This window comes from Oceanobacillus sp. Castelsardo (assembly GCF_001659985.1).
Taxonomy (GTDB): Bacteria; Bacillota; Bacilli; order Bacillales; family Amphibacillaceae; genus Oceanobacillus.
The window spans coordinates 57,160-75,880 of record NZ_LYCS01000011.1 but is presented as its reverse complement, the minus strand read 5'-3'; the positions used below and the strand labels follow the sequence as shown (position 1 = coordinate 75,880).

The window sequence follows — 18,721 nt, the reverse complement described above, 5'->3', positions numbered from 1 at the left end:
ATTTTATCTAGAACCTAGAAGTTTGTGATTTCTTCTAAAACAATAACCGTGTATTAAAAAAAAGGGATGCTAATTTTTTTACCATTTGCATCCCTTTTAAGTGATTTTTATTCCTTTTTAACTGTACCAATTCTTTATGAAAAACCGTTATTCAGTTAATGAACAGCGACCTGCTTATCATGTTTGTCGCCCAGGCATTTCTCTAATAATTTTTGGCTATATCCTAGAGATACCTGAATAATGGGACCGAGTGCGAAGGCCATAACAATGGTTCCAATTCCAATAGGCCCACCTAAGAAATAACCTACTATCGCGACAATTACTTCCATGGCGGTACGCGCGACTGTAATACTGCATCCAAATTTTTTTACAAAGAATAACATTAAACTATCCCGCGGGCCTGCACCTAAATTAGCCGAAATATAAATTCCTGCACCGATGGCTAGCAATACAATGCCAAGGACAAATTCGATAAACTGTACCGAAAAGGTATGTGGATCTGGTATGATCCAATTAAAAAAGTCGATAAATAAGCCGACAAAGATCATATTCATAAAGGTTCCGATTTTTGGGAACTCATGTAAACCAATGGAAGAAATAGTAATAATGATGACTCCCATAATAATAGACCAAAGTCCAATGGATAATCCAAAGTTTTTAAACAAACCTATGTGCAATACATCCCATGAACCTACACCAAAACGTTGGCCCTTGACTGTCAGTGCCACCCCAAGTCCCATAACCATAAGACCTACAAAAAAGAAAAGCCACTGAATGCCAATTCCCTTTTTCATCTAAACCCCTCTTTCTTTTTATGAAACAGAAAAGCCACATTATGTAAAACATAAATGGCCTCTTAATCAACAATCTATTATAACAGTTTTCTACTAATTTACGAATAGAAACACTTAAGTTGAAATATCCAATTCCTTCATATCGAAAATTTAGACGTTATTAAAGAAATTTAGTTGAAGAGTAAAACGGTGTGATAGTTCGAAATTAAGAGGTTGAAATACTAATAAACTAGTGATGGATGTTCATGAAATGATCTTAAGACCATCAGCGTTTCTAGTTATAAAAGCATTTGTAGCTTGAAATGTTGGAAATAACCTGTTATGATTTCTCTTGTGTGAAAATTTAGGACATATTATATGAATGTATTTATTTGAATTTTCTGAACAGTTATAATCTTAAAGTGAGTGTTAATATCGTAAAAAAATAAAAGGTTTTAATAACACTTAAGTCTATTAATCTTTGTTTTCAAAATTTTAATCGAAAATATATTTTTCGCAAATTATTGGAGGAACTTATTATTATGGCAAAAGAGAAGAAAGGGAAAAAAGGACTGTTTCTACGATCCTTAGATAGGATTGAATTAGTTGGAAATAAACTGCCACATCCGGCAACGTTATTTGCAATTTTGGCACTTTTCGTTATTCTGCTATCGGCAGCTTTACAACCACTGGGAATTAGTGTTGAACATCCTGGTGAAGAAGGAACAATGGTGGAAATCAAAAATCTATTAAGTGCAGAGGGAATTCAATATATATTCACAAGCATGACGGATAACTTCATCGGCTTTGCTCCTTTGGGTGTTGTACTATTAACGATGTTGGGGATAGGAGTAGCTGAACGTACTGGGCTTATTAGTGCACTATTGCGAGGATTTGTATTATCTGTTCCTAATAGATTCATTACGTTAGGATTGGTTTTCGCTGGTATTATGTCTAGTGTGGCTTCTGATGCAGGGTATGTTGTATTACCACCACTAGGAGCACTTATATTTGCGGCACTTGGTAGACATCCGCTAGCAGGATTGGCAGCAGCGTTTGCTGGGGTGTCTGGAGGATTTAGTGCTAACTTATTATTATCTGGTACGGATGCTATGCTAGGGGAGATGACTATTGCAGCAGCTGCAATCATTGACCCTGCTTATGCAGAATCAATGAACATAGCGATGAACTGGCTGTTTATTGCGGTTTCGGTGTTTGTATTAACCATTCTTGGTGCTTGGGTAACCGAACGGATTGTAGAACCTCGACTTGGCGCGTATAAAGGCGATCAAAAAGAAGAATTGGAAGTTCTTCAACCAATTGAGAAGAAAGGTCTTATCTGGGCTGGAATAGCAGCAGTTGTTGGTGTTTTGCTTGCATCATTGCTTGTATTACCTTCCAACGCACCGATGCGTGGTACAGAAGGTGATGCCATGGCCCAAATTATTCAATCACCATTTATGAGTTCATTAGTTCCGATTATCGCTATTTTATTCTTTATACCCGCCCTTACTTATGGAATTGTTACGAAATCCATTCGCAGTGATAAAGATGTTGCAAACCAAATGTCAGACACGATGGCATCTATGGGAACATTTATTGTTTTGGCATTTACTGCAGGACAGTTTGTTGCATTTTTTAATGAAACTAATATGGGACTAGTATTAGGAGTATATGGTGCGGAACTATTAGGTAGTGTTAACTTAACTGGTATTCCGTTAATACTGCTATTTATTCTAATTACAGCAGTTATTAACTTGTTTATCGGAAGTGCTTCCGCTAAATGGGCGATGATGGCGCCTGTCTTTGTACCTATTATGATGCAACTTGGGTATTCTCCTGAGCTGACACAAATGGCGTATCGCATAGCGGACTCTTCTACAAATATTATTTCGCCATTGATGACTTATTTTGCGATTATTATTGCTTTCGCACAGAAATATGATAAGAAGATGGGTATCGGTACCTTGATTTCTACGATGGTTCCATATTCTATGTTCTTCCTTATAGGCTGGACGATTATGCTCATTATCTGGATGCTATTTGGTATCCCACTTGGACCAGGTGGCCCATTGCATTATAACCCATAAACTTTTAAAAGCATTGCTTCATATGAGGCAATGCTTTTTTGTGATAGTCCATTGACATTTTACCTCCTGGGGTATAAAATGGTTGTGTAAGCAAGTTATCAGATAATGAAAAGTTGTGTTTTTTTATCCATAGATATACCCATTGGGGTAAATTGGAAGAGGTACTACAGTAAAAGAACTAAACAATATCAGCAAGTGAAATAGAGGAGAGATGAATATGGGTAAAAAGGTATTAGTTGTAGGTGAATTTAGACAAAGATTAGATGAAATTCCAAAAGATCAACCGGTTTATATTCATTGCCGCTCCGGTCAAAGAAGTTATAATATGGTAATGGCTTTACAAAATCTTGGGTACCAAAATGTGTATAATATCTCCGGTTCGTATTTAGGTGTGAACTTATATGAGTATTATAGCGATTTAGTGACTGGAAGAGATAAAATCGTAACGGAATATAATTTTAAATAAATTATTATAAAGCGCAATTTTAATAGAATAAACATGGACATTATACCCTATGATGTATAATGCAGATATTGTTTCATTCGGGGGGTGTGTATGAGTACTTACATTATAAGCACAGCTTTAATTATATTTTTCACCATATTATATAGAAGGTATTTTCCTGTATTAGGTATTCCGTGTGGGAAACCAGCTAATGGAGGGACTCAAACAGTTATTTTAGACATTAGAGATTATAATGAAGTTAGGAATAACCATCATAGTAAAGTCTGGATACCTTATGCGTACTTAAAAAGATTCAAAGAAGAGATACCTAGTGATGGGCTATTGCATGTTATCGCAAGAGACCGTCTTGAACTTAATTTAGGACTACGGTATCTTCTAAGCAAGGGGTATCAAGTGAAAAGCTATGAAATTAATAATTGCCCTTGCAAGAAAGAGGAGGAAAAATAGATGGAATACGATAAATCGGTTGTCAATCGGCTAAAACGTATCGATGGTCAGATAAAAGGTGTTTTAAATATGATTGAACAAAACAAAGATTGTAGGGATGTCATTACCCAACTGTCAGCTTCCCGAAGTGCCATTGACCGTACCATTGGTGTCATTGTTAGTATGAATTTAGAACAATGTGTGCGTGAAAATATGGAAAAAGGGGAAAGTACTGAAGATCTTGTAAAAGAAGCGGTAAATTTATTAGTAAAAAGTAGATAAAAGTTCAGGTAACTTTATAAAAGAAAAAGTTACCTGAACTTTTTCTTTTATATCACACCATACTCGCACAGGTAGGATGTGATTTTTTATCTGCAGGTAGGAATGTAAAACCACTAAAAGCCTGGCGGATATAGTTACCAAGAGAAAGGTTATAATATAAAAGATTAAAGGGACAATTTACCCATATTAATGATAATATCTATGCGATTTTACTATTCAATCCGTAGATTCTTCTCCAGGGGAAGGAGAGTTAATTGACATTAGCCCAGAAGGAGTAAGTTTTAAATACGAAAGGGAATTCCTTCTAAAATAGGTCATCACCCATTTAACCCAAATCAACTCACCGATTATAGGCGCCAGCGTATGATGGAATTGTAATAAACTTTTCTCAAAAGGAGAATCAGGATATGTACCATCATACAGGGAATTACTGGCCTGGACAAAACTATAGGTATGGAAGAAATCATGGGACATTTTATCGAGAAATAACAATCGTGGAAGCGATGGATATTGCCATGCAACAAGTTCCAGGACAGGTGGTTAAGGTAGAGTTAGATATGGAAAAGGGACGTAAAGTATATGAGGTTGATATTGTAACTTCACAAGGGATAAAATATGAGGTTTCAGTAGACGTAAATACTGGTGAAGTGGTGGAAGTTGAACTGGACTAAAACTAAGCTTATTGAAGCAATTCACCATATAGGTAGCGTCATATAAAAACTACCTTCTATAACAATGCTTTAAAGGTCATGAGTTCATTCATGACCTTATTCTTTGCATGTACGTTTCATCCTTCTCCCTTTAATTTTTATCCCCTTCCCCATTTTTATCGGAGTCAACAACAATAAAAGGCCGCATCATATCATAATCCTCATGTTCTAGAATATGACAGTGCCATACATAATACCCTGTATATGGGGCGAATCTCATGATAACACGAGTTATTTCTGCTGAAGGTGCTGCCACCGTGTCCTTCCAGCCCCGTTCATTTGGCTCGGGAGGTCTTGCATCTCCTGTATAGACGATTTTCCCGTTCGACTGATAAAGTTCCAAATCGAAAGGACGTCGGTCTAAAATTTGAAATTGGATTAAATGAATATGAATAGGATGAGTGAAATTTGTAATATTCATAAGGGACCAAATTTCTGTCGTTCCTAATTGAGGGAATACTGTCACAGGGTCCATCCATTTTTCATTATTAAGGAGAAGTAACGGTCTTCCCCATTCATCTGTTGTTCCATTTAACTTTAATGTTCTAATTGCCGTAATCTTATTGTTTTTTAAGGAAGGAATCCGTGTCAGATGCATTGGAATACGATGTAGGTCTACTTCTGAAAGTGGCAAACGCACTCTGAATTGCATAATGTCATCTGTTTCGTCTTCTGGATTGGCATTCGGTCCTAAATCATTTTTTAGAGTAATCGTCTCTCCATTATATTTCGAAAAATCAATGATAACATCGATACGTTCTGCAGGTTCAACGGATATTTTATCCATTTCTATCGTTTTTGAGAGTAACCCTCCATCTGAACCAATTTGATTAAAAGGCTGCTCAGAGTCGAGATACAATTGATAGGCTCGAGTATTTGACCCGTTTAAGATACGAAGCCGGTATTTTCTAGGTTCAACCTCTAAATATGGCCATACTTTTCCATTGACGACTATTTTATCACCGAGGAAAAATGGTGTAATCGATGGATTTGGTAAATTTTCCGGAGGGTCATCTGGTTGGCTAGGATAAAAGAGAGAACCATTATCCTGAAATGATCGATCCTGAATGATAAGTGGGATTTCGTATTTTCCTGAAGGTAAGGTAAGGGATTGTTCTTTTCTATCTCGAATAATATACATGCCTGCAAGTCCTGCATAAACATTCAGTCTTGTAATTCCCATCGCATGGTCGTGATACCATAATAAAGATGCCCGCTGATGATTCGGATATTCATAGACTTTCCTTCTAAAAAAAGGGCCAACCTCCTCAAAACCATTGGTAAACCAGGCTTCTGGGTAGCCATCACTGTCAGGCGTTGTTTCACTGCCGTGTAAATGAGTGACAGTCCGTACTTCCGGTAAATTTTCTTCATGAAAGAAAGACTCATCAACGGGTAGTAGATGTTTATTCGGAAGATTATTGTTCCATTTGACTTGAATAGGTTCGTTTTGATGAACTTCAATTGTTGGTCCCGGAAACTGACCATTATACCCCCACAAACGCGTTGGTGGTAAGTCGCGATGTAGCTTTTGACTGAATTCTTCCATGGTTACCTCATAATGAGCACCGTTTTTATCTTGTTTAATCGGCTTTAACGTTTCTGGTATTGGAAGTGAATCAACAAACTTTGTAAGCTTAGGACTCATTGTACTATCTCCTTTTTTATTTCTATACATATTAGATTATGATAAATGCCCTGTAATGGGATAGGCAGATATAATATAGTTCAAATAAAAATTTAGGAGGATAGATTAAGTCCAAGAATCAGATGGTTCCCTATATGTAGTTCATTTAAGAAACCATTAATGAGATAGCACCCACATTAAGGGTTGCTATTTTTCTTATCCGAGTTGTTTGTTTTCTAATTATTTGCTATTCTATCTGTAGTAATATGCCTCAAAATCCCCACATATTAGAAAGGATGTGCTTGAAAATACCACTAAAACCACTTTTACAAGATCAATCTTCGGAGTACGCCGCACTAACTAAAGTAATGGAAGACCCAAGTAATTATAAACCAAAATCAGACAGGAAGAATAGAAGAACAACATTACTCAGACAAATACCATTTCAGCGACTGATGGATTTGAAAGTAGATTATGCCTTCAAACAGCTTTTTGGAAATGAAAAGAATAAAGATATTACTGTTGTATTTTTAAACGCTATTTTACAAAAGACCGGTCGGAATTGTATAAAAGATATTTCCTTTTCAAACATAGAAACAGGTGGTGAGTATGTTGATGATAAACAATCAAGATTAGATTTGTTAGTGACTACTGAAGCTGATGAAAGAATTAATGTAGAAATTCAGTTTACTAATAAGTACGATATGATTAAACGCTCCATTTACTATTGGTCTAGAGTATATCAAAATCCACTACAAAAAAAGATGAGTTACAAAGGGTTGAAACCTGTAATTGCAATTAACGTCATGAATTTCAGCCTATTCGCTCAAACAGAACGATTTCATACTATGTATCATTTGTACGAGGATGAAGAGAAATTCAAGTTGACAGATGTAATAGAATTTCACTTTATTGAAATGCCTAAGTTAATGAAGGCTTGGAAAGAAGAAAAACTAGATCCATGGAATGATGTCTTAGTTAGATGGTTATTAATGCTCGGCATGGTTGATTACAGAAAAAATAAAATTTATGAAGACATTTATCATGAATTGGAGGGAATTACCATGAAGGATAAGACATTACGTAACGCTTTTCAAAATTGGGAAGAATTAAGTATGACGCAAGAACAGTATCTTGCATATGAGTCACGTTTAAAACGAATTAACGATGAAGAAGCTGCCGAACGTGACGCGGAACTTCGATTACAGGAGGCAAAAGAGAAAGCGATAAAAGAAGGAAGGAAGCAAGGGATTGAAGAAGGAATAAAGGAAGGAATAAAGGAGGGAATAAAGGAGGGAAGAGAGAAGGGAAGAGAGGAAGGAAAAGAGGAAGGAAAAAGAGAAAAAGAAGCAATAGCCAGTCGTCTTTTAGCAAAGGGAATGACGATAGAAGAAGTTGTAGAGATAACAAGGATAAGTAAAAATAAAGTTATTGAAATTCAATACTGTTTAGTAAAAAATAAGAAGTAAATATCGGAAACATGGCGGATGAAATAAAAAATGCTATTTAAAAACTTCCTTTCTTTTATGTAAAGAGTAAGGAAGTTTTTATTTGGTAAATTTTAAAAGGAATTTTATTCATGGGTAGTTCAAGTCTTGATAGGTGCAGTCGATGCTTGATTATTCGTTTCGATTGTTTCGATAAATGTTTCGATTGTTGAAGTTAAGAAAGTATCGGCTCTTCTTATAAAAACAGTTTTAACCTTACTATACTGATTTGGGAGGGAATGGCATTGGATAAGTCCGCTTTTTTCTAATTGGGTGACTGCGGATTTAGGGACAAATGTAACACCAAGTCCTACGGCAACACTACGTAGGATGGTCTCTAACGTACCGAACTCCATTACCTTTTGAGGTTTAATGTTTTGATCTTTATACCAAGCTTCTAGGCGTGCTCGGTATCCACAGCCTTTACTAAAGCATAGGAATGGTTCTTCCTTCAACTCATCCAGTGTAGATGCACGCATATCTGAAATTAAGACAAGCTCCTCTTGAAACACTTCATGTGAAATAAGATCGGGGTGGAATTCTGATTCTGTCACAAAAGCTCCGTCCAATTTATGATTTAATACTTTTTCTTCTAATGTTTCTGTGACTCCAGTAATCAACGACAAATCGACATTTTTATATTTCTTTACATAGTTAGATAAGATTTGTGGCAAATGAATGACCGTTTCAACGGTTCCGATTTCTAATTTTCCAGACGGCTCTTTTTTACTTTGAACAGCTTTTTTCATTTCATCTGTTAACAATAGGATTCTTTTGCAATAATTTAATAGCTTTTTGCCCTCAGGTGTCAAACTCATACCGCGCCGATGTCGGTTAAACAAAGGGGTATTCAGTTCTGTTTCAAGCTTATGAATTCTCGATGTAACATTCGATTGTACATAATTAAATTCTTTGGCGGCAGCCGTGATCGTACCTTTTTCAGCCACTTTCTGAAAAATCTCTAAGTCCTTAAACTCCACGATATTATCCCCTTTCCTATTTTCATATTCTAATTTTATGATATCACTTTTTTTGATGTAAATCATTATTTTTATTCGTTTTACAAGATACTAAAAATGGTAGATTATGAGAATAGATTATTTACATGAAGGGAGCTGAGGATCATTGAAAAATAGTGTATGGTTAGGAGCTTTTTTGTGTTTTATATCTGCAGTTTCATGGGGGGCAATGTTTCCTGTAGCGCATGGGGCTTTCAAATATATTGATCCTTTCTATTTTACAATTTTTCGCTATGTATCTGTTACGATTATCTTAATACCTATACTTCTATGGAGAGAAGGAAAGAAGGCCTTTCGATTGGAAGGAAAAGGCCTTAAATTATGGTTTTTCGGAACAGCGGCGTTTGTGGTCTATAATCTATTCATCTTCTGGGGAGAGGATTTATTAGGTGAACCGGGCGTAATGGTGGCATCCATTATGGAGTCATTGATGCCGATGATATCTATTGTGATTGTATGGATGCTTTCTAAAAAGAGCCCCCATCGATTCACATTAATGTGTGTACTTCTGTCCTTTATTGGTGCAGTGTTGGTCATTACGAAAGGGGATATTCGATCATTTCTTGGTGCAACGAGTGATATTATTCCATCCTTGCTTATTTTCATTGCTGTAATTGGATGGGTTGTATACACGATGGGTGGTAAAGAGTTTAGTGGTTGGTCTGCTTTGCGGTATTCGACATTAAGTTGTTTACTTGGAACGGCTACAGCGACTGTTATTGTAGTAGGGGCAACGTTGTTCGGATATATATCTTTTCCAACCGTAGAAACCATCCAAGCAACAACTCCACATTTATTGTTTATGATTATATACCCAGGTGTTATTGCGTTAGTTGGTTGGAACATCGGTGTGAGCATATTATCACCATTAAATTCGCTGTTGTTCATTAATTTTGTACCTGTCACAACACTTATCATTTCAGCGTTTCAAGGTAATCAAATAACGATATTTGATATTCTTGGCACTGTCTTTATCATTGTTTCACTTGTATCCAATAATATCTTTGTAAGAATGTCACAAAAGAAGGAATCAAAGAGATATATTCAAACCCATTTGCGTGAGCAGGAAGTTTAGAGATAACCATCAACTAAATAACGTATGAAATAGCAGGTTGAGAACAAAAATTCCCAATCTGCTATTTCTATTTTGTAGACTAAAAGACTTGGTTCCTTTAATATCTGAAACTTTTCTTTTAAAATTCCGTATATATAGATACTATTAACTTATAGAAGGTGGAGCAGTCATGAGTATCTTTAAACGAATACGTATCATTTTAGCAACTGACAACTCCCACAGCTTAAGCGGTGGGGTTCTAGGATGCGATAGATACACTGTATCTAGCACACTTCTCAATGGTACCCTTATCTTTCGTTTCGGAAAGAGTTTCTACCAAAGCACTGGTGCACTTTCACCTAAAACATTAACGGACGTATTGCGTATAGCAAGGCACTTCATTAAGCCGGCCTAAAAAGACCTCTTATGTGCTTTTCGTTCCGCTTTCTCTTGGGCGTTATCATGACCAATCAGGTTTGTTGTTACGTGACAAACCAACGTATTGTTTCACTTGCAGAATGTTTTAATCGTTCTATTTCACAATTATGCAGTTCTATAAAGTTATTCCAACCAGTATTACATAAATCAATATCAACAGAGTCAAACGTTTCATTTGTGTTCCTTATTAAAAAAGCGCTATATAAATCACGTTGGATATGAAACTCACCAAAGTCATTCCAACGTTCCGAAAGTTGTTTCTTCTCGTATTTTCCTGTTAAATGGTTAAACTGACTAGCTTTTGTGGCATAGGTATCTATCTTTTTTATCAATCTTCCTTGATAATTTAATTTTCGATCCATAATTTCGATTAGCATCGCAGGAGCACGATTGGCGATTGATTTTCCAAACCGTTTTTTTCGGTTAATCCTACCGTTTGTATGGTTTCTAGTAGTGTTTTTCGCACGTCTTTTTAGTGATTGAAATCGCATTGTTTCTACTCGTATATTCGAACCTAAGGCAAGAATATCGTTTGCTAATTTTTCATGGGACATTTTCCGTTGTACAGCCACTTTGCGATAGAGCTCTCTGTGTTTTTGACGCAACTTTTCATAACCCTTGGAGTATGTCCACGTTAATCTACCTTTTTTGATTGTTCCATTTTCGTTAAAGTTGTTGGGATTGGTACTTCGTTTAGACCTATCCATTTTACGTTGTATGATTCTTATTTCTTTTTCATCATTATGACACTCTGGAGCAAGTTCACGAAGTTCAACTCTACTTTCACTGCAAATCGCAATGGTGGATGTACCAATATCTAACCCTATACGTTTTGTTTCGTCATTAGCAATTTCGCGATTTCTTTTTACTGGTGGGCAGCCTTCTTGAATTAGTTGAACAAAATAACGAATTTTCCCTCTGACTTCCCGTTTTAAAATACGCACATACTTTGTCTTGTCTAATAAAGCTAAATGAGCATATTCATCATCATCTTTGGGTGAAATTGGCATACATAGCCAATTTTTCGGTTTGGGATTTTTCTTGGTTGGTTTGTCGCCCCAAAGAATATTTCCTTCTATATATCTCAATCCGGTTTTGTTTGATTTGTTTTCTACTGAGATATCATCATTCGAATTTTTGAAATGTACTTTTTTTGATTTTCCAAAATGAAGCTTCTCGACTGTTTGAAAAGCCCTTGTTGCAAGTTTTTGTGCCTCTAAACTACCAATATGTTCCTTGAATTTGCTTTGGACTTCCTTTACAAAGTGATGTATTCCACATTCAGAAAAGTCATAATTTAAACGAATATCCGCTAACTTTTTATTACGTTCTTTTGACTTAGTCTCACGAAGCAATGCACGATATAGCTTATCTGTTTTCACAGCTTTGTGTCGTTTCAGAGTTTCACCTAGACAAGAATTGTAGACCATTCTTGCGATTTTGAATTCTTTTCCAAGCGATGTTGTTGCCAAGCAGGAAGGTACAAAGGAAATTCCCCAAATCAAGAACAAGTACCACGGTCAACTCAAAATCCATCTTCTAGTGGAATAGATAAAGCACCGAACTTCTGTCCAAACTGTGGAGAAAAGACAAATGGTGCTAACTTTTGTTCCAATTGTGGGCAGAAGCTGATATGAATTAGAAAAGGTGCTTAAAATGAAAATATATTATGATGTTTATTAGTATAATATAAGGGGTATAGAATAATGCTCGTTTGTGTATGGGCATTCCCTTACATACCCTACATAATAATGATGTTCGAATACTTTTCCCTAAATGTCGATTATTAGGGGTTATTAGGGGACAAATGGATGTAAATTAATCGAACCAGGTGTGCTTATTTCCATTCAAACATTCATGCGCAAATAGCAAACATTGAGGCTGGGACAACTAGAGTGTTTAACCCTAAAGACGAACAATTCGCTATCTAAGCGAAGTATATTTCTGGAGCGATTATTCGCTCATCATGTTCGGTTTTCAAGTGGTTAAAATACTTTTGTCCCAGCATCTTTTTGTGTTCACTTGTATCTATGCTAATATATAGTAAAATGTTCTCGTAAGGTAAAGAAAAATAGGAGATGAATTTAGATGAAGAAATTATTTTCTATTGCTTGTATAGTATTTGTTTTTACATTAGTCGGTTGTAATGATAGTGCCCAAGAGGAAATGAATGCACAGGAAATAAAGGAATTGGTCCATGAATATAGTATTGGGGACTTCGAAGATGTGTCAGCTTCGATTACATCGGATGAATTAATTGTGATGGATAGTGATGAAAAAGAGACTTCTTATTCACTTCCAAAGGATGAATTCTTTGTTTCGATTGCACCATTTGTTAAAACAACACATCCATGTGCTGTCCACAGTTTAACAGGATGTCAGGGAGAATTAGTGAACAAGGAATTTAATGTATCTATAGAAGATAAAGATGGTAAAGTCATAGTGGACGAAACGCTGACAACCTTAGATAATGGTTTTATTGACATTTGGTTACCAAGAGATAATACATTTCACGTAAAAATAGAACATGAAGGAAAAGTATCTGAATCGGAAATTTCTACCTTTGAAGGCGATAATACTTGTATTACAACGATGCAATTAATATAGATAGAACTTTACTTTTTAAAATAAAGGCCTCTCCGATATTGGGGAGGTTTTTTGTTTTCTAAATACCCCGAACCGTTTGCTCTCTGGTTGAAGACCTTTTGGGAAAGTCAAGAACCTGGAGAGCGGTTCTTGGTATATATTTTAACTAAAATCCATCTAATGATTGCCCCGATTCCTAAACCAATTGGCAGGAATAAAAACCCTGACCACATTGGACCAATTAAGTGTCCGAAAATGGTAAGACGAGCGGAAAATATGACACCTACTGTAACAAAATAGGCTGAAAACACAAGCGGTAAATAGGCAAATGGTTTCCCATCTCCTCCACCAGCATGTTTATATGCATCCCATATGGCAAAAAAGTATAAACAAGGATAAAATAAGAGCCATAGATAGTTTGTTTCCTGAATTGCATCTTCAATTTGTAAATTAAAGCTTAGAATGATAATTGTATTAAAGTTACCCTTAACATTAACCAAAAACTCTAAGAAGACCAATAAAAAACCTTTTAGAAATTGCCTACTTAATAGTTGGTAAAAACCCGGAAGTGCTATACTCCACAGAACAGCCTCTAGCTTTTTACTTTTCTTTTGTAAGTTAATATCCATAATCTAACCTTATTTCGATAAAATCTCACGGTTAGGTGTGATTGGTGGCTGCCCAGTCCATCCGTTTTTAATTATGGGTATTGCTCTATTTCCTGCATAGTTGGCTATTTCTGATGTAGCAAGTTCTATGTTTCCATTCATTTATTTGCCACCTTTCGTTTTGATGAGTTCTCCTCTATCCACCATTCTTGGAGGCTCTTCTAACCATCCATGTTTAATCATTAAATTTGTCCCATCTTCCGCGTATAAGGCGATTTCTCCACTTAAACGGGCATAATGACTTGCAATATCCCTTCTCGTATTGGTTGAAATACTTAACCCATAAAAGCCTATACCTAAGCCAATCATTCCAGTGGTATGAAGCATCATCAGTTTATCAGAAGATACTCCAGTATCCGTTAACTCAGTTACAAGAGCGTCTGATCCCATTGGTACAGGTACATCACTGCTTTCCAATACATCTGAAAATATTTCTACATGTTTTTTTGCTATTTCAATTCCCCTCAAGAAAAAGTCTCTTACCTCTTTTTTCTCGGCTACTTGACCGAATCCCGTTAAGGTTGCAGCACCTAGGGAATTTCTTTGTAAGTTCCCGAATAAATGGGAGATTTCCACAGATAGTAATGGTCTTTTTTCGCCAAACCAACCAGTTAAGAAGTTTTGTTTTTTTACAAAGTCAATCTCTTTAGGTGCTGGAATGGTTGGGGACTCTGATAACACTCCTTTAGCTTTCATGACAGCTAATGTTTTGTGATGAAATTGATTATAATCGTTTAATACTTTTGTGAAAAAGTCATAAAGGTCTTCACGTGTAGTCATAGTTACAGCAGCTGTTGCGGCTTGCATGCCTAGCATTCCAAACTGTAAGCAATTTTGTAGCATATAATTATCTGTATATAACCTCCCTTTTGTTATATCAACATCTTCCTTTGTTATTCCGGTGGGGAGAGGTCTTTTTTCTTCATGAAAAAAGGGTTTGATGGATTCAAAGTGCTTTCTAGTTAGTTGTAATGCATCTGAAATAATCTCCTTTATTTCAGGATCCTCTACTTTTTGATTGAAATAACTCAATACAGCTATTGACAAACTATCGTTTACATATTTCCCCCATATATCTGCTAGTTCTGATGCGGTTAAGGGTTTCTTTTGCTCCATTCTAATGGTCTACCTCCACTATTCATATTGGTATCCATAGTTTGTCATTATCTAAACAAGATATACTTTTTCTGTAAATATATTTTTGTATAAAAGTGGATACATTTGGGAGATTAAAAAGGAATATTATTATTTCCTTGGGGGATAAACATGACGAGACCTTCATTGTTTAACCGGTTATTAAACAGAAAGCAATCAAAAGAAAAATCAAAAACTAGTTTTAGTACAAAAATAACGAAGAACTTAGATGATAATTTACATAATATGAAGCAATTACTTGGTGACCCCGGTGATTTAGTTATACGTGAATTAATTATTGGTGGTTTAGTAAAGAGAGCGGCTATTGTATATATAAGTGGGATTACGGACGAACAGCTAATCAACAACAATATTTTAAAAACAATCCAGTTAAATTTAAAACAAATCGATTCCAAACAAATTTTAGATCAGATTCATAAAGAAGTTGTTGCTATTACAGATATACAAAAATCAAATAATATGGATGATATTTCTTTCGCGGTTTTGAATGGGAATACGGCTTTTTATTTAGATGGTTATGAAACAGTTCTTTTAATGGGAACAACCGGTGGGGAAACACGTTCCATCGAACCCCCTGATTCCGAGACATTAATCCGTGGTCCAAAGGATGGGTTTGTTGAAAATATTGCAACAAACATGGCATTAATTCGCCGTGATATCAAAGACCCCAATTTACGATTTAAGCAACATGAAGTGGGAAAGCGATCAAAGCAAAAGCTAATTCTATGCTATGTTGAGGGCATTACGAATCCTGATTTGGTAGATGAGGTAAATCGAAGGCTGGAGACGATTGACATGGATTTTGTTTCCGATTCCTCGTATGTAGAGCAATGGATTGAAGATAGTTTTCTTTCTCCTTTTCCACAAATATTAAATACGGAGCGACCTGATAATGTATCTTACCATTTAGTGCAAGGAAAACTAGCTATTTTAGTGGATGGGACCCCATTTGCTCTAATTGCACCTGCTACTATTGGGGATTCTTTGCAATCAATGGGGGATTACAATCAAAGATGGCTAAGTGCAACATTATTAAGATTACTACGGTATTTATCCGCCTTTTTTGCATTGTTTTTGCCAGCATTATATATTGCACTCGTTTCCTATCATCCTGGGATGATACCAAGTACATTGGCGTTTTCTATTGCTGCGTCAAGGGAAGGGGTACCATTTCCAGCAGCCATTGAAGCGATACTTATGGGAATAACGTTTGAAATTTTACATGAAGCGGGGATCCGTCTGCCTAAAGTTATTGGGCAAACGATTGGCATTGTCGGTGGGTTAGTTATTGGTGATGCTGCAGTCAGTGCGGGGATAGTTAGTCCAATTATGGTCATTGTTACGGCATTAACTGCTATCGCATCCTTTAGTATACCTACCTATAGTGTTGCCATTGCCTTTCGAACGGTTCGATTTGCATTTATGATTGCAGCATCTTTCTTGGGATTATATGGAATCATTTTAGTGTACATTATGGTTAATATTCATCTTGTTAATTTAAAGAGTATTGGAGTTCCTTATAGCACTCCTTTTGCTCCTACTTTTATAAAGGATTGGAAAGACCTAATACTTAGGGCACCAATTACAAAATTAACCCAGCGTCCGACTTATCTAAGACCAATGGATAACAAGTCGGGAGACATTAAAACAGAAAAAAGGAAGGAATAGTCATTATGAGTACGTTTAAATATGGAGACAAAATGATTAAAACCCGAGATATAATGGTTCTCGTTCCTTCCATGCTTATTGCTGTCGTAGTATTGAGTTTGCCACGAATGCTAGCTGGAGTAACAAACGCGGCAGATGGTTGGATTCCTATCGTCGTTTCGGGTATAGTCGCTATCCTTTTAGCTTGGTTTGTGGCTAAATTAGCTTCTTTTTTTCCGAATCAGTCCTTTTTGGAGTATGCTTCATCATTAGTATCAAAGCCTATAGCAGTTATATTAACCTTGCTATTTGCACTCGAAGGTATATTAATAACTGCATTTGAAGTGCGTGCAATTGGGGTGATTTCTGAACAATATCTTTTCAGAAACACACCAATCGAAATTATAACGTTATCCTTTTTGTGGGTTGTTGTATATGCTGTTTCTGGATCAAGAGCTGGAATTTTTCGTTTAAACTCCTTGTTTTTACCTTTTATCTTTATTGCAGTCATTATTTTAGTCTTTTTTTCTATTGGATATATGGAATTAAGTAATGTGCTACCGGTATTTAAGACAGATGTACAAGGATACATGCAAGGAACGATGAAAAGTGCGTTATCTTATTCAGGAATTGGTGTTTTATTTTTTTACATAGCGTTTGTTAGGCAGCCAAAGAGGGCACCGGGTATGGCAGCTGTTGGAATGGGCTTTGTAGTTATGCTCTATGTTCTTATTTATTTCACATGTATTGCTGTATTTGGTTCAGCCACAGAAGTGCTTCGATTACCAATTATTGATTTAGCTAAAGCCATCGAGATTCCTGGAGGATTTTTTGAGCGAATTGAATCCGTTTTTTATGTGATATGGATTATGGGGATTTTTACAACAACAGCAATCTCATTTGACATTGCTGTTTTGGCAATAACGTTGGTCTTTCCGAAATTAAACAAAATAAAAGTGACGCTTTGTCTTACCCCGTTGATTTTTATCATTACTACAATGCCGAAAGATTATATAGAGGTCGAACAATTCGGTAATTATGTGAGTTATTTGGATCTAGGTTTAATTTTCTTTGTCACCATCTTATTATGGGGAATGTACCTCATAAGAGGAGTGAAAAAACGTGAAAAGTAGAAAAGGTATATTATTCCTGGTGGTGTTGCTACTCTTTCTATCAGGTTGTTGGGATAATGTTGAAATTGAAGAAAGAGGATTTTTATTTGGGGTTGCTATTGATTTAGCTGAGGAACAAGGTGCAAAATTTGAAATGACGGAACAATTTGTTGTTCCAGCTGGGTTAGGTACGCCTACCGAGGCCGGGGGAGGAAAGGCCTATCGGAATTTAAGTGGGGCAGGGGAAACCTTGCAAGAGATTAACGGTTATATCGGTAGGCAAGCAAATCGTGTTGTAAATATAGAACATTTGGATTTCGTTATTATTTCAAGGGAGGTTGCTGAAAAGGAGGGATCATTTGGTAATGTCATGGATGTGTTTCTTCGGTTACCGGATATGAGGCGTGGAATATTATTGGCAATTGCAGACGGCAAGGCAAGTGATTTCCTGGAGATTGAACCCGAACAAGTGAAAATCCCATCCCAATATATTAGTGAGTTAACGGAAAATAAAAGATCCTCTATTACGATAGGACCAATTAGTATGGGGAATATTCAAGAGTTAATGTTAGATGACCGAAGTTTTATGATTCCACTATTGTCAATCCTTAAAGAAAATAGTGTTGAATATGACGGCTTTGCAGTGTTTCTTGGGTACACCGATCAAATGGTGGGTATACTTGAAGGTGATGAAGCAAGGGGGGTTAATTTTATCATTGGTAAGAATCAAGGAGGAACAATTACGACAGAAATTGCAGGGGATCAGGTAAGTTTTCTAATTTTAAAAGGGAAAAGTAAGGTTCAATTAAAGAATAAAGATAAGGATGGTTTAAGGTTCCATGTGAATATAGGATTAGAGGCGCAAGTTGCCGAGTATACCGGGTCACGAGATTTAGATACTGAGAAGGAAGTAAAAAGGTTTGAGAAAGTATTAAATGAAGAAGTTAAAAAAAATGTTGAAGATGCAATTAGTTTAGTAAAAGATGAATACAAAGTGGATGTCCTTTCTCTTCATGATCATTTGCGCATGTACCATTACGATTTATGGAAGGAAGTAGAGGATAACTGGGATCATGGTGAGAATTATTTTTCGAAAAGTGATATTACCATTGATGTGAAATCCGCATTATCCAGGCCAGGGTCTTCAGCACGAACGAAAGGTAAACACGGGGAGGATTAAT

General features: G+C 36.2%; 18 protein-coding genes and 1 pseudogene. 12 read left to right on the top strand and 7 right to left on the bottom strand.

Annotation, left to right across the window (positions count from 1 at the left end):
• Positions 1-155 precede the first annotated feature (155 nt).
• Positions 156-794: a YczE/YyaS/YitT family protein gene (locus A9178_RS15695; protein WP_068676982.1), complete on the bottom strand. Its 639-nt coding sequence runs from the start codon at positions 792-794 to the stop codon at positions 156-158.
• 521 nt (positions 795-1,315) lie between these two features.
• Here A9178_RS15695 and A9178_RS15690 point away from each other — a divergent pair.
• The 5 genes and pseudogenes from A9178_RS15690 to A9178_RS15670 all read left to right on the top strand — a co-directional run bounded on the left by A9178_RS15690 (position 1,316) and on the right by A9178_RS15670 (position 4,708).
• Positions 1,316-2,863 carry an AbgT family transporter gene (locus tag A9178_RS15690; protein WP_068676981.1) on the top strand — a complete coding sequence of 516 codons (1,548 nt, stop codon included), beginning with the start codon at positions 1,316-1,318 and terminating at the stop codon, positions 2,861-2,863.
• 238 nt (positions 2,864-3,101) lie between these two features.
• Positions 3,102-3,329 (top strand): annotated as a pseudogene (locus tag A9178_RS15685) (rhodanese-like domain-containing protein); the annotation flags it as partial.
• A 90-nt stretch (positions 3,330-3,419) separates the two neighbouring features.
• Entirely contained in the window at positions 3,420-3,776 is a 357-nt protein-coding gene (locus A9178_RS15680; protein ID WP_068676970.1) for a sulfurtransferase, read from the top strand.
• Positions 3,777-4,037 carry a metal-sensitive transcriptional regulator gene (locus tag A9178_RS15675; RefSeq protein WP_068676968.1) on the top strand — a complete coding sequence of 87 codons (261 nt, stop codon included), beginning with the start codon at positions 3,777-3,779 and terminating at the stop codon, positions 4,035-4,037. It begins immediately after the preceding gene.
• A 407-nt stretch (positions 4,038-4,444) separates the two neighbouring features.
• Positions 4,445-4,708: a PepSY domain-containing protein gene (locus A9178_RS15670; RefSeq protein ID WP_082918232.1), complete on the top strand. Its 264-nt coding sequence runs from the start codon at positions 4,445-4,447 to the stop codon at positions 4,706-4,708.
• A 130-nt stretch (positions 4,709-4,838) separates the two neighbouring features.
• Here A9178_RS15670 and A9178_RS15665 read toward each other — a convergent pair whose 3' ends face one another.
• Positions 4,839-6,395: a multicopper oxidase family protein gene (locus tag A9178_RS15665; protein ID WP_068676962.1), complete on the bottom strand. Its 1,557-nt coding sequence runs from the start codon at positions 6,393-6,395 to the stop codon at positions 4,839-4,841.
• Between the two features lie 281 nt (positions 6,396-6,676).
• Between A9178_RS15665 and A9178_RS15660 the strand changes: the two genes are divergently transcribed.
• Positions 6,677-7,843: an Rpn family recombination-promoting nuclease/putative transposase gene (locus tag A9178_RS15660; protein ID WP_483310466.1), complete on the top strand. Its 1,167-nt coding sequence runs from the start codon at positions 6,677-6,679 to the stop codon at positions 7,841-7,843.
• A gap of 119 nt (positions 7,844-7,962) precedes the next feature.
• Here the strand turns inward: A9178_RS15660 and A9178_RS15655 are convergent, their stop codons facing one another.
• The gene (locus A9178_RS15655) at positions 7,963-8,841 is read right to left on the bottom strand and encodes a LysR family transcriptional regulator (protein ID WP_068676960.1); all 879 of its coding nucleotides are present in this window, start codon (positions 8,839-8,841) and stop codon (positions 7,963-7,965) included.
• A gap of 145 nt (positions 8,842-8,986) precedes the next feature.
• Between A9178_RS15655 and A9178_RS15650 the strand changes: the two genes are divergently transcribed.
• A complete protein-coding gene (locus A9178_RS15650; RefSeq protein WP_068676959.1) occupies positions 8,987-9,955 on the top strand; it encodes a DMT family transporter in 969 nt (322 codons plus the stop codon).
• A 461-nt stretch (positions 9,956-10,416) separates the two neighbouring features.
• On the opposite strand, the gene A9178_RS15645 is transcribed toward A9178_RS15650, so the two are convergent.
• Entirely contained in the window at positions 10,417-11,877 is a 1,461-nt protein-coding gene (locus tag A9178_RS15645) for a transposase (protein ID WP_197482209.1), read from the bottom strand.
• On the opposite strand from A9178_RS15645, the gene A9178_RS19720 reads away from it, so the two are divergent.
• Together A9178_RS19720 and A9178_RS15640 are read left to right on the top strand one after the other, a co-directional pair.
• Positions 11,791-12,009: a zinc ribbon domain-containing protein gene (locus A9178_RS19720; RefSeq protein ID WP_369801991.1), complete on the top strand. Its 219-nt coding sequence runs from the start codon at positions 11,791-11,793 to the stop codon at positions 12,007-12,009. The two genes, A9178_RS15645 and A9178_RS19720, sit on opposite strands and share 87 nt — an antisense overlap.
• Positions 12,010-12,460: 451 nt before the next feature.
• Positions 12,461-12,979, top strand: coding sequence for a CueP family metal-binding protein (locus tag A9178_RS15640; protein WP_068676957.1), 519 nt, complete (start codon positions 12,461-12,463; stop codon positions 12,977-12,979).
• Between the two features lie 107 nt (positions 12,980-13,086).
• Here A9178_RS15640 and A9178_RS15635 read toward each other — a convergent pair whose 3' ends face one another.
• Genes A9178_RS15635 through A9178_RS15630 form a run of 3 tightly spaced genes read right to left on the bottom strand, consistent with a single transcriptional unit; the run spans position 13,087 to position 14,742 of the window.
• Positions 13,087-13,587: a hypothetical protein gene (locus A9178_RS15635; RefSeq protein ID WP_068676955.1), complete on the bottom strand. Its 501-nt coding sequence runs from the start codon at positions 13,585-13,587 to the stop codon at positions 13,087-13,089.
• Between the two features lie 9 nt (positions 13,588-13,596).
• Positions 13,597-13,728 carry a hypothetical protein gene (locus A9178_RS19525; RefSeq protein WP_255376728.1) on the bottom strand — a complete coding sequence of 44 codons (132 nt, stop codon included), beginning with the start codon at positions 13,726-13,728 and terminating at the stop codon, positions 13,597-13,599.
• Complete coding sequence (locus A9178_RS15630; protein WP_068676953.1) at positions 13,729-14,742, bottom strand: DUF3231 family protein; 1,014 nt, start codon at positions 14,740-14,742, stop codon at positions 13,729-13,731. It abuts the gene before it with no gap.
• 150 nt (positions 14,743-14,892) lie between these two features.
• On the opposite strand from A9178_RS15630, the gene A9178_RS15625 reads away from it, so the two are divergent.
• From A9178_RS15625 to A9178_RS15615, 3 genes are read left to right on the top strand one after another with little or no spacing between them, the layout of a single operon-like run.
• The gene (locus tag A9178_RS15625; RefSeq protein ID WP_068676951.1) at positions 14,893-16,449 is read left to right on the top strand and encodes a spore germination protein; all 1,557 of its coding nucleotides are present in this window, start codon (positions 14,893-14,895) and stop codon (positions 16,447-16,449) included.
• A 5-nt stretch (positions 16,450-16,454) separates the two neighbouring features.
• Positions 16,455-17,561: a GerAB/ArcD/ProY family transporter gene (locus A9178_RS15620; protein WP_068676949.1), complete on the top strand. Its 1,107-nt coding sequence runs from the start codon at positions 16,455-16,457 to the stop codon at positions 17,559-17,561.
• Complete coding sequence (locus tag A9178_RS15615) at positions 17,551-18,720, top strand: Ger(x)C family spore germination protein (RefSeq protein WP_068676947.1); 1,170 nt, start codon at positions 17,551-17,553, stop codon at positions 18,718-18,720. The genes A9178_RS15620 and A9178_RS15615 overlap by 11 nt, the downstream gene beginning before the upstream one ends.
• Position 18,721 lies beyond the last annotated feature (1 nt).